The sequence below is a fragment of the Methylotetracoccus oryzae genome (assembly GCF_006175985.1).
Taxonomy (GTDB): Bacteria; Pseudomonadota; Gammaproteobacteria; order Methylococcales; family Methylococcaceae; genus Methylotetracoccus; species Methylotetracoccus oryzae.
On the sequence record NZ_SRSH01000002.1, the window covers coordinates 58,255 to 70,536 of the forward strand.

The window sequence follows — 12,282 nt, forward strand, 5'->3', positions numbered from 1 at the left end:
CGTCCGCCCGCCCACGGAACGGCGAATCACAGCACACTCCGCAGCGCGTGTCACGGAGTTTCTGGGATAGCGCTCAAACGAGCGCGCGGCGTTGCGCCAGTCGACGTGCTGATCCTGCGCATTCGAGCGCGCTGACACGCGCCCGTCAGTGAGTCGCCGGCCTCGTCGTCGGGAGCCAGCGCAGTAGCAGCTTGTAGAGATCGTTCTGCTTGAAGGGTTTGGCGATGAAATCGTTCATGCCCGCGGCAGCGCATAGGCTGCGTTCGTTTTCGAACGCATTGGCGGTCATCGCCAGGATCGGAACGGAAGATCCGTTCGGCAACGCCCGGATGGCGCGGGTCGCTTCGAATCCATCCATCACCGGCATTTGCAGATCCATCAGAACCAGTGCGTAATCCGCCTCCCGGCAGCGTGTGACGGCCATGCTGCCATTCTCGGCGGTGTCGACCTGCAGGCCAGCGCTGAGCAGCAGCTCCAGGGCGACCTCCCGGTTGATCAGGTTGTCCTCAACCAGCAGGACGCGTGCGTCGCGGTGCTGCTGCCAGAGAATATCGCCGGGTTCCCGGTGGTCGGTGTCCTCCCAACGAAACTCCGGCGCCTGACTTTTTCTCAGGGATGCGGTGAACCAGAACGTGCTGCCCTTTCCGAGTTGCGTGTCGACTCCGGCTTCACCGCCCATAAGGCGCGCGAGGCGGCGTGTGATCGTGAGCCCCAGACCGGTGCCCCCGTGCCGCCGGGTCGTGGAAACATCCGCCTGCACGAAGGCGTCGAAGAGCCGTTCGCAGTCGGCGGGTGCGAGACCCGGCCCGGAATCCTCGACCTCGAAACGGACGACCACGGTGTCGTCGTGCTCCTCGAACAAGCGGGTGCGGATGCGGATCTCGCCCTGCTCCGTGAACTTGACGGCGTTACTGGTGTAGTTGAGGAGGGCCTGCCGGAGCCGGGTCGGGTCGCCCGTCAGCCAGGGCGGTGCGTCGCTGCGCTCGACGATGACAGCCAGCCCCTTGTTGGCGGCCTCGTGCGCGATGATTCCGTGGACCTCGTCGAGCAGCACCGCCAGCGAGAAACGGGTCTGCTCCAGAACCAGGCGATCCGCTTCGATCTTCGACAGTTCGAGAATGTCCTTCAGCAGCCCCATCAGGTGATTGGCGGCAGCCTCGATCTTGGTCAGTCGGTCGGCCTGGGTCGCGGTTAGCGGATCTTGCCGCAACAAGTGCCCCAGACCGAGGATCGCGTTCATGGGCGTCCGTATTTCGTGGCTCATGTTGGCCAGGAACGCGCTCTTGGCGCGATTGGCGGATTCGGCTGCGTCCCGAGCACTCGCCAGCTCGACGGTGCGTTCCGCGACGCGTTGCTCCAGATGGGTGTTGAGTTCGCGAATTTCGCGTTCGGTCCGCTTCCGCTCGCTGATATCGCGTAGGAATGCGACCATTGTTCCCGTCTCGGCGTCGTGCGAGGTGCTGACCTCGACATCGATGATCCGGCCGTCGCGGGTTCGGTGTTGTGTCTCGAACAGTTGCCACCCCTGGCTGACAACCTGCTCCGAGACGGCAGCGATTTCGGGTCCGGAGAAGCGGGCGTCGAGGTCCGAGATCCGCATCGTCAGCAGTTCGTCGCGTGAGTAACCGCTCATGCGTCCGGCCGTGTCGTTGACATCGAGCAGGCGTCCCGTGGCCCAGTCGACGAGCCAGAACGCGTCACTGGTCGTGCTGAGCATCTTGGCGTAGCGGTTGGCCGCGACGACGAGTTGATGCTCGGCGGCCTTGCGGCTCGATATGTCCCGAACGATCGCGCAGTTGTAGTCCAGCCCCTCGTAGGAGATGAAATTGGCGCTCACCTCGACCGGGAGCAGCCGCCCGTCGCGGGTGCGATGCGTGGTTTCGAGCAGGATGGCGCCCTGTTCCTTGAGCGCGGCCCAGTGCGCTTCCCACGCTGCGCCGTGCACGGCGGGATTCAGATCCGCGACCACCATATGCAGCAGCGTGTCCCGCGGATAGCCCAGCATGCGGCTGGCCGATTCGTTGACATACAGGAACGAGCCATCGCTGCGGATCCAGTAGACGGCGTCGGTGACCCGCTCGAGCACGAACTGGCTGAGCCTCAGGGATTGCTCCGATCGCTTGCGCTCGGTGATGTCGCGGATGCCGCCGACGATGCGGATCGCTTTGCCCCGCCCGTCGCGGAGAATAACGCAGCGGTCTTCGACGTCGGCGTAGCTGCCATCCTTACGGCGGAACCGGTACTCCTCGGACCATGTCTCTTCGCGGGAGTCCAGCGCTGACTGCAGACCGGATTCGACCCGTGCGCGATCATCGGGATGGATACGCAGCGTGCGCGCTTCGGCGCTGGCGTGCAACTCACCTGCGTCGAAGCCGAAGGTGGACTCGAACGACTTGTTCCACCACACCTGCCCGGTGATCAGGTTCCAGTCCCAGATCACATAGAAGCTCGCGAGATTCGCCAGCTCATAGCGCTCTTCATTGAGCTCGCGTTCCCGCAGCGCGAGGGTCGTGGTCTGATCGACTAGAACCAGCAGCGTCTTGCCGCCGAGCGCAGAGTCTTCGGGCAGACTGATGACGTGAATGTCGCAGACGATCTCGCCGCTGCGGTGGAGACGCAACGGGAGCATTCCGACGCAGACCGGATCACCGTAGCGCTTGTGGCGCAGCAGTGGATACAACCGGCTGCGGTTGGTGAGGTCGAGGAATTGCAGAACCGACATGCGCTGCAGCGCCGATGAGCGGCTCAGGCCGAGTAACTCGACGCCGCGGCTATTGGCCTCGGAGATGAATCCATTGTCGTCCACCACGACGCTGGGCAGGGGCAGATCTTCGAACAGCGTGCGATAGCGGGCGAGCGCGCCGACGATGGTCTCCTGCGCCGCGGACAGTTCCTGGTTCTGGATTTCGAGCTCGGTCTGATAGATGCGCAGTTCCTCGATCAGCCGCGCAAGGTCGAGTTCGCTCGTCAGGGCAGGGTCTGCCAGATCTGCCTGGCTCTGCTCCAGGGCGCGCATGGCGCGCTGGCGCAAGGCATCGAGATTGACGGACCGGCCGGTCATGTCCTCGTCTCCGTCCGGCCGCGGCCCAACAGCTCACCGGAGCGTGCGGCCGTTCCGATCTCACCGATTGAGGCGTTGCCTCGCATGCTTGCCCACGTCGAATGCCCGGGGTCTATCGGATGAATTTTCCCCGATGCTGAGCGCTTCATGCGACCGCTGTCCTCAGAGGTCGGGGCGGTCATCGCGGCGTTCCGCGTTGCCAGGCGCTGATGTTCACGTGGCTGATCACGGCGCCCAGTTCCTCCCCCATGAGCCGCGCCACGTTCATCAGGAACCAACGTTCCTCGGTCGGCGAGTGACACGGATACTCAAGCGAAAACTGGGGCAGAGACCCTTCCAGGACCCTGCGCAAGCCCTGATAGGCGCGTTCGGCGATTTCTCTATCCTGACCGTCTTGCGTCCGGCAGACATCGAGATAGTTCGCGCCGAGTCCCGAATGGATCAGGTCGGGATCACCATTGGCCTGGGCAAAACGGCGCCAGGCCGCATTGATGACGACGATGGTGCCGGCGGGATCGACCACCGCGATGTGTTCGGGCAGGGCATCGAGGATCGCCTGCAGTCGCTTCGCATCGTGGAAGGCGGTCACATCGATGAAGGTCGCGACGGCGCCGCGGTCCGTCGTCGACGGGATCATGTACGGCAGAATGCGGACCAGATAGGCCGCCGCGTCGGTGGCCGAGGATACCTCGCGTTCGGTCATCCGTTCGGTACGCAGCGTGTTTTCGAGGTCCGCCATCAGACCGGGGTAGTTCAGGCGGTGCGTGATGTCGTCCAGCGGCCGGCCGAGATCGGACTCGCGCAGCTTGAAGATCTGGGTCGCATCCGGGCTGAACCGGGTGATCTGCAGCTGGGAATTGACGAAGACAGAGGCCACTCCGGCCGCCTTGGCCATCCCGTCGAGGTCGGCGTTGATGCGGTTCAACAGGAGGAGCTTCTCCTGGAATTCCGCGTTGACGGTACTCATCTCTTCGTTGACCGATTGCAATTCCTCGTTCGAACTCTGCAGTTCCTCGTTGGATGCCATCAGCTCTTCGTTGGTCGCCTGGAGTTCCTCGTTTGAGGTTTCGAGCTCCTCGATGGTCGCCTGCAGGCTTTCGCGCGTGGCTGCGAGTTCACGTTCGAGCACCTGCACCCGGGCGAGCGTTTCCGCATCGACATTGACCGCTTCGACTTCCCCGTTCCGCTCCTCACCCGCCTCTTCCTGGAAGCACAACAGGACGCGGTGTTCCTCCTTGTCCCCCTGCAGCGGATGTGCGGACAGTCGCAGCCGGCGCCGCTGGCCGTTGACCAGCTGCGCCTCGACCACGTCGGAAACGATCGAGCTTTGGTCGCGGCCGGATTTGTACAACAGGGCCGAGGCGACCGGGATGAGGGCGTCCGGCAACAGGCGGTCGACCGACAGACTGGCCGCGCCCTCGCGGGTCTGCAGGTAGGGGTTCACGTCACCATAGAGATGCACGACCTCGTGCTGTTGATTGACGATGACGGACGGTGGCGCGAACAGTCCCAGCAGGGTGGTCATGCCGGCATCGGCGACGGCGTTGTCGGCGGGAGCACGCCGGTTCCGGTAGGCGCCCGGCACGGCGGCGCTGCGAGCGGCCGGCGCATAAACCGTTCCCGTCTTGTGGTCCATGAACGGCAGCGAAAGGGCACCCTTGCGCCGGAACAGCTTGTGTTTGGCATTGATCGGTTCCAGTCCCTCCGACACGGCTGAAAGGGATTCACTGGAGCCGAGCATCAGCGCGCCCCCTTGTTTGACGGCGTATTGCAACGCCCGCAGCACCCGTTCCTGTGCCGCTGACTTGAAGTAGATGAGCGTGTTCCGGCAAACCACCAGATCCATGCGCGTGAAGGGCGGGTCGGCCAATACATTGTGGCGCGCGAACACGATGCATTGCCGCAACTCGTTCTTGACGACGAAGGTGTCGCCCCGGCGGACAAAGAAACGCTCCAGGCGCTCGGGCGAGAGTTCCGCCGCGGCGGATTCCGGGTATTGGCCGGCACCGGCCGTCTCGATGCATTGTTGGTCGACGTCCGTCGCGAAGACCTTCAGGTTGGGCCAGCGTCGCTCCCGCTCGAAGGCCTCGATGAACAGCATGGTCAGCGTATAGGCTTCCTCGCCGGTGGCCACGCCGGCGGTCCAGACGCGTACCGTATCGCCCCGTTCCTTGGCGGCGACCATTGGCGAGATGACCTTCTCCGACAGCAACGCGAAGGCCTCCGGGTCGCGAAAGAAACTGGTCACGGCGATCAGCATTTCGCGCCGCAGGGCGAGAATTTCGCTGCGGTCCGATTCCAGCAGGTCGAGGTATTGGTAGAGTTCGCCAATGCGCAGGACCTGCATGCGCCGCTCGATACGTCGCAGGACCGTGGCCGGCTTGTACTCCGAAAAGTCGATACTGCACACTTGGTGCAGCAGCTGCAAAATCGCACCGAACACCTGGTCGTAAGGCATGGCCTGATAGGGCACGACCTTGGGCGCCGCTTTGGCCACGTCGTACGGTAGTTTCTGGATATGCGCGACCAGACGGCCCGGCAATTCCTCGACCGGCAGGATTGCATCGACGACGCCGGTCGCAATCGCGGAGCGCGGCATGCCGTCGAATTTTGCGGAGTCCGGGTCCTGGGCCATCAAAAACCCGCCCGCCGCGTTGATCGCCCGTGCCCCGCGGGTGCCATCCGTTCCGGTGCCCGACAAGATCACGCCGACGGCGTTCGGTCCGTAAACATCCGACAACGATGCAAAAAAGATATCGATCGGTAGCGTCAGTCCGCGCGGGTTCTTTGGCGTAAGGTGCAGACAACCGGCGCTGGCATGCATGATCGCGCCCGGTGGTATCAGATAGATCTGATTGGCCTCGAGCCGCATGCCTTCTTCGACGAGCTTGACCGGCATCAGCGTGTGCCGCGCCAGCAGGTTGCTCATCATGCTTTTGTGATCCGGCGACAGATGCTGGATCACGACGAAAGCAGCCCCGGTCTCGGCGGAGCAGGCGTCGAAGAATTTTTCGAGTGCGTCGAGTCCGCCGGCGGAGGCGCCGATACAAACGACATGTCCGCCGAAGCGATCCGGTGGGACTGGCGGCTGGCGGTCGTCCTTGTGAGTCTCAGTGATCATGACGGGTCTAGGGCTGGGCCCCCTGGGTCGAGCGCAAATTCACCTTTCCTGCCAGGCTGGCAGCAGCGGCGCAGATCGGCGCCGAGGCGCGTCTCACCGGCGGCCCGCAGCCTCCGGGGTTCCGTCGTGCCGCCCGTTGCGCGCGAGCCAAGTTTACGCCAAAAGGCTGATGCGAACGAGCGGGAACACCCGGCTGATAAGGCGATCTGCGACAGACCTCGCCCCCGTGTTACACCGACGTAGTGCCCAGACCTCTGCGCTCGCTCGCTTGGTCCTCGAGGGATTTACCGTCCGAATTACTCCGCCAAAGCCGCCGCCACGGCTTTCTGAAAGACGGCCTCATCGGGGGCGATTCCGGTCCATGCCTCGAAGATCTGCATGGCCAGTTGTACCAGCATTTCGACTCCGTCGACCACCTTGCAGCCCCTGCCCAGAGCGGTCTCGAGAAGGGGCGTGATCCGGGGATTGGTGATCACGTCGACGACGGTGGTGCCTGGGGCAATGCTGCTCCAGTCCATCGGTACCGGTTCCAACTCGGGGGCCGAGCCCAGATGGGTCGCGTTCAGCAGGATGTCGGTGCCCTCCGGAATCGTGACGTCACCCTTCCAGGCCATCCAGGCACCTGGGACGCCGGTCGCCCGTGTCACTCGGTCGGCAACTTCGGTTCCCTGGGATTCCCGTCGGGTGATGAGGGTCATCTGGGCCGCGCCCGCCCGGGCAATTTCGACTGCCATGGCTCTGCCCGCGCCGCCCGCCCCCAACATCGCGACGCGCCGGCCGGCGATGGGCGTGACCTTCTCTATGGCCTTCACAACGCCCTTCCCGTCGTTGTTATGGCCGATCATGCGGCCCCCGTCGAAGGTGACGTAATTCGCCGCCCCAATGATGCGGACATCTTCGTCCACGTCATCGAGATTCGGTATTGCCGCGATCTTGTAAGGAACGGTGATGCAGAAACCCGAGAAGCCCAGGGCCGCGGCGCCGCGGATTGCGGCGGGTAACTCGTCGGCCGACCGAATGTCGCATTTCCAGAACTGCCAATTGAGTCCGTAATGCGCGTAAACGGCGTCGAACATCCGGTCGATGGGGTTTTCGGCGACGGGGTGGCCAAACATGCCGGTCATCTTTTTCTGTGGGGGAAGGGTGCGGTCTGACACGAGCGTTCTCCGTGGGTTGAGTCGGGCGCAGCCCTCCGGGCGCGCGAGGTTAGTGTGGACGTATGGCTAGTGTAGACCCGACAGGACACAATGGTTACGGTCTGGGGAGAGATTGATGTGGCCTCCGGCAGCGGTGTTCGCGCTTGCCGCGTGATCCCGGGTTCGGGCAAACCGGGAGATGCCTCCGCCACGGCATTCGGTGTAAGCTAATCTGCTGCGAGCCAGCCTGAGCCCCGGCCGGTCCAGCCCTTAGTCAAAGCTCAGCTAAAGCCTTAACGCGTTTGGTTCATTGCCCGCCTCGTATTTCCAACCGGATGCCGCGACCCGGCAGACCGAAATCCGCGGAGACTCCTTGAACGGCATGTGCTTCGATCGACCCGACCGATTTGGGTGGGATTTCCTTTGGCGCCAACAGGCGTGAGCCGGTGCCGGGGCGGCCTGCGTGAGCGGGCAGCCCGCAGAGCCGGGTGGATTGGATCGCCATGAGCGCACCGCGCGACAATGGCCTAACGGGCTCCGCGCGGTGGCGGCGCGCCATCGAATCGGGTCAGGTGGCGCTGCTTTACGAGCAATTCCCGTCCGCCGCGCTGGCCACGGTGGTACTCAGCCTGCTGTTGGCCGTCGGCCTCCGCGACCGCGTGGCCCCCGGATTCTTGGACATGTGGCTCGTGGCCGTGATCGTCTGGACCGCGTGGCGCTATGGATTGCTGTTGAGGTACCGGCGTTCGGCGTCCGTGGCCGACAGCAACTCCGTGTGGCAGCGCCCGTTCCTGTTGGGAGTGGCAGTCAACGGCATACTCTGGGGGGTGGCCGGCGTCCGCTTTTTCACGCCCCAGAGTGTTCCGCATCAAATGCTACTGGCCTTCGTGCTGGCCGGCATGGCGGCCGGCGCCGTCACCACGCTATCGCCCCTGAAGATCGCCTCACCACTGTTCCTGATCCCGGCCCTGGCGCCCTTCACGATCCGCATGTTCTTGCAGGAGGGGCAGCCTCATGCGCTGATGGGCACCATGCTCGCGCTCTTCATCGTCTCGTTGTGGGTCATCTCCCGGCGTTTGCATGCGACGGTCGAACGGTCGCTCCGGCTGCGCTTCGAGAACCTCGATCTGATCGACGATCTTCGCCGGGCGAGGGAACGGCAGGACGAAGTGCACGCTGTGCTGGCCGCGCAGGTCGAACAGAAGCGGCAGGTTCAGCGGGCACTGGAGGAATCGCATGGGGTGCTCGAAGAGCGGGTCGCGCAGCGCACGGTGGAACTCGAGCAGATCGGTGATCGGCTGGAGATGGAGAAGGAATTGTTCCGCATCACCCTCGCCAGCATCGGCGACGGCGTGATCACGACCGATCGTGAGGGTCACATCACCTTTCTGAACCCGATCGCCGAACAGGTAACCGGCTGGCACTGTCATGAGGTGAGCGGTCGGCCACTGGCGGAGGCATTCCAGGTGGCGCATGAGTCCGGGGATCCGAATGAGCGCGAGCGGGCCGTGACGGCGTTGCCGCCGGTGGTCGAGTCCCGTTCGGCCGGACAGTTGTTGTTGACCGACCGCAGCGGGTTCCGTCGTCATGTCCATTACACCGCGGCGCCGATTCTCGACCGGCAGGCCGCGAAGGTCGGCACGGTTCTGACCTTTCGCGACATTTCCGAAGAGCGCCGCATCGCTCAGCAGCTCACGCATCAGGCCACCCATGATGCGTTGACCGGGCTGGTCAATCGGCGGGAGTTCGAGCGCCGCCTCGAGCGTGTCCTGCAGCACGCCGCCCCCCATGATCCGCATGCGCTGCTCTTCATGGACCTCGATCGATTCAAGGTCGTCAACGACACCTGCGGGCACGTCGCGGGTGACGAACTGCTGCGGCAGATTGCAGCCCTGATGCGAAATCGCATCAGGGCGCGAGACACGTTCGGCCGGCTCGGCGGCGACGAATTCGGCGTGTTGCTGGAGCATTGCCGTGTCGACGAGGCGACCCGGATTGCGAATACGCTGCGTGAGCTGGCCCAGGATTTTCGCTTCGGTTGGCAGGACAAGAGTTTCGGCGTGGGGGTCAGTATCGGTCTGGTCAAGATCGCAGGGGGCTGGGAGAACGCGGCCAGCGTGCTGCGAGCCGCCGATAATGCCTGCTATCTGGCCAAGGACCGCGGCCGGAATCGGGTCCATGTCTATGAACCGGACGATCGCCTCGAGGCGCAACGTCAGGGGGACATGCGGTGGCTGCCGCGGCTGCAGCAGGCGCTGGCGGAAGGCCGTCTGCGGCTTTATCGGCAGCCCATCGTTCCAGTGCGGGCCGCCGACCAGGGCCTGGAACTCGGCGAGGTGCTCGTCCGTCTCGTGGACGAGCAGGGCGACATCGTGTTGCCGGGCGCCTTCCTGGCTGCGGCGGAACGCTATGGACAAATCGGTGCGATCGATCGCTGGGTCGTAGGGGAGACGATCACTGCCCTGAAGGGTGGCGGTGCCGTGCAGGGGGCTGGAACGCGGCTGTCTGTCAATCTGTCCGGTCAGTCGCTGGGCGACCCTGACGCGCTGGATTTCATCAGCGAGCGCATCAAGGACAGCGGCATCGCGGCCTCCAGCCTGTGCTTCGAGATCACGGAAACCGCCGCCATCTCGAACCTGACCAATGCCTTGCCTTTCATGACGCAGCTTCGGGAACTCGGCTGCCGCTTCTCACTGGATGATTTCGGCAATGGCCTGTCGTCCTTCGGCTATTTGAGGACGTTGCCGGTCGATTACCTGAAGATCGACGGGCGCTTCGTCAAGGAGATCGCCAACGACCGTGTGGACGAGACCATGGTCGAGGCCATCCACCGCCTCGGCAAGGTCATGGGCTTGAAGACCGTCGCCGAGTGGGTCGAGAACGCAGAGACCTTGCAGAAGGTCAGCGCGATGAACATCGACTACGCGCAAGGTTTTCATATGGGCTCCCCCAGACCCATGTGAGCGCTGCAACCTGTCCGGCCATTCCCGCCCCGTTCGACGCAACGCCGTTCCGGAGGGCTTTACGGCCTGTTCCCGGTGTTCATCGCGTCTGGCGTTTCGAACCGCGCCCCGTTACATTTCTGCCTACCCGCTCGGTGGCCGATCGCTGCGCACCGGCGAGATGCCCGTCCCTCCTTGCCAGCGCTGCGCTTTCGTTTCGATGCCCGCGCGGCGATGTCAGGCCGGGAGCCCTTTTAATCGTCGGGGCGGCGCCTTGTCAGGGTGGGTCCGGCTCCGGCGCGGAACCGAAGCCCGATCTGCGAATCTCAGCCGGTGGCTGACCAAATTCAGGAGATTTGCCGTGCTGATCAAGAAAGCGTCCGATATCAGGCCGTCGGAAATCACACCGTCCGAGGTGTTCCGTGATCGGCGGCGGTGGCTGCAACTGGCGGCGGGCGCATCGGCGCTGGCCCTGTTGCCGCGAGGTGTTGCGGCCGCAGACAAATTCGCGGATCTGAAGCCGGGTGCGTATCGCATCGACGAGAAACTGACACCGTACGAGTCCGTCACGACTTACAACAACTTCTACGAATTCGGGACCGACAAGGAGGATCCTGCGAAAAGGGCGGGATCGCTGCGGACACGCCCGTGGGCCGTCGTCGTCGATGGGGCGGTCGGCAAGCCCAGGACCTTTGCCATCGAAGAAATCCTCAAGATGGCTCCGCTGGAGGAGCGCATCTACCGGCTTCGTTGTGTCGAAGCCTGGTCGATGGTCGTACCCTGGGTCGGGTTTCCGCTGGCGGAGCTGTTGAAGCGCGTTGAACCCACCGGCAGCGCCAAATTCGTGGAGTTCACCACGCTGCTGGATCCGACGCAGATGCCGGGTCAGCGGGGTACGGTGCTCGACTGGCCCTACCGCGAGGGGCTCCGGATCGATGAAGCGATGCATCCCTTGACGCTGCTGACGGTGGGGCTTTATGGCGAAGTCCTGCCGAACCAGAACGGGGCGCCGATCCGTATCGTCGTGCCGTGGAAGTACGGCTTCAAAAGTGCCAAGTCGATCGTCCGCATCCGGTTGACCGAAACCCAGCCCGAGACCACCTGGAATCTCGCCGGCCCGAAGGAGTACGGCTTCTACTCGAACGTGAATCCGGACGTCGATCATCCGCGCTGGAGCCAGGCCAAGGAACGCCGGATCGGCGAATTCTTCAAGCGGCCGACACTGCCGTTCAATGGTTATGCCGAGCAGGTCGCGCAACTCTATGCCGGCATGGATCTGCAGCGGTATTTTTGAGGCCGACGGGAATGCGCTGGAACAACCCCCCGGTCGCCTTCGTGTCGAGTACCAGGCTGGCGGTCTTCTTTGCCAGCCTGGCGCCGCTCATCCTGCTGGTCCATAAGGGACTTGGGGATGCGCTGGGAGCAAATCCGATCGAAAAGATCACGCGCACCACCGGCTGGTGGACTCTGTTTTTCCTGGCGGTCACGCTGGCCGTGACGCCGGCCCGCAAGCTCGCCGGCTGGCCCTGGCTGGGCCGGTTGCGGCGGATGCTGGGACTCTTCGCATTCTTCTACGGCCTGCTGCACTTCCTGACGTATTTCGTTCTCGATCAGTTTTTCGACTGGATGTCCATCGGCAAGGACATAGTCAAAAGGCCCTACATCACGATCGGATTTACGGCCTTCGTGCTGTTGATCCCGCTCGCTGCGACATCGACCGACGGCATGATCCGGCGGCTCGGCGGCAAAGGCTGGCGTCGATTGCACAAACTCGTTTATATCATTGCCGGTGCCGGGGTCCTGCATTTCGCGTGGCTGGTGAAGAAGGACATCACGGAGCCGCTGATTTTCGGCTTCGCCGTCGCCGCTCTGCTCGGCTGGCGGGCGGTGGATGGATTGCGCAACGCGAGGCGTCCCGCGCTAGACCCGACCGCGCCGCTAGTGCGCGCACGGGGCCGGCCAAGCCCTCCCGGGTCCTGATCGCTCTCGTTCCGCCCGGCGGTGGTGGCTATGCCGCCGTGC

General features: G+C 63.9%; 6 protein-coding genes. 3 read left to right on the forward strand and 3 right to left on the reverse strand.

Going from position 1 to position 12,282, the window contains the following annotated elements; genetic code table 11:
* Positions 1 to 145 precede the first annotated feature (145 nt).
* The 3 genes from BWR02_RS02900 to BWR02_RS02910 form a co-directional block, all read right to left on the reverse strand.
* A complete protein-coding gene (locus BWR02_RS02900; protein ID WP_139556262.1) occupies positions 146 to 3,061 on the reverse strand; it encodes a PAS domain S-box protein in 2,916 nt (971 codons plus the stop codon).
* Positions 3,062 to 3,239: 178 nt separating this feature from the next.
* Positions 3,240 to 6,182, reverse strand: a complete 2,943-nt coding sequence (locus tag BWR02_RS02905; RefSeq protein ID WP_139556263.1) for a chemotaxis protein CheB — start codon at positions 6,180 to 6,182, stop codon at positions 3,240 to 3,242.
* A gap of 296 nt (positions 6,183 to 6,478) precedes the next feature.
* Positions 6,479 to 7,339, reverse strand: a complete 861-nt coding sequence (locus tag BWR02_RS02910; protein WP_201276116.1) for a shikimate dehydrogenase family protein — start codon at positions 7,337 to 7,339, stop codon at positions 6,479 to 6,481.
* Between the two features lie 482 nt (positions 7,340 to 7,821).
* Between BWR02_RS02910 and BWR02_RS02915 the strand changes: the two genes are divergently transcribed.
* The 3 genes from BWR02_RS02915 to msrQ all read left to right on the forward strand — a co-directional run bounded on the left by BWR02_RS02915 (position 7,822) and on the right by msrQ (position 12,240).
* Complete coding sequence (locus BWR02_RS02915; RefSeq protein WP_139556264.1) at positions 7,822 to 10,281, forward strand: EAL domain-containing protein; 2,460 nt, start codon at positions 7,822 to 7,824, stop codon at positions 10,279 to 10,281.
* A 346-nt stretch (positions 10,282 to 10,627) separates the two neighbouring features.
* Positions 10,628 to 11,554 carry a protein-methionine-sulfoxide reductase catalytic subunit MsrP gene (msrP, locus tag BWR02_RS02920; RefSeq protein WP_201276130.1) on the forward strand — a complete coding sequence of 309 codons (927 nt, stop codon included), beginning with the start codon at positions 10,628 to 10,630 and terminating at the stop codon, positions 11,552 to 11,554.
* Positions 11,555 to 11,565: 11 nt separating this feature from the next.
* Positions 11,566 to 12,240, forward strand: a complete 675-nt coding sequence (gene msrQ, locus BWR02_RS02925) for a protein-methionine-sulfoxide reductase heme-binding subunit MsrQ (RefSeq protein ID WP_139556266.1) — start codon at positions 11,566 to 11,568, stop codon at positions 12,238 to 12,240.
* The last annotated feature ends 42 nt before the right edge of the window (positions 12,241 to 12,282 follow it).

Excerpts from the sequence above, each read along its gene's own strand:
- BWR02_RS02900 (WP_139556262.1), bottom strand. The coding sequence starts at position 3,061 with ATGACCGGCCGGTCCGTCAATCTCGATGCCTTGCGCCAGCGCGCCATG.
- BWR02_RS02905 (WP_139556263.1), bottom strand. The coding sequence starts at position 6,182 with ATGATCACTGAGACTCACAAGGACGACCGCCAGCCGCCAGTCCCACCG.
- BWR02_RS02915 (WP_139556264.1), top strand. The coding sequence starts at position 7,822 with ATGAGCGCACCGCGCGACAATGGCCTAACGGGCTCCGCGCGGTGGCGG.
- msrQ (WP_139556266.1), top strand. The coding sequence starts at position 11,566 with ATGCGCTGGAACAACCCCCCGGTCGCCTTCGTGTCGAGTACCAGGCTG.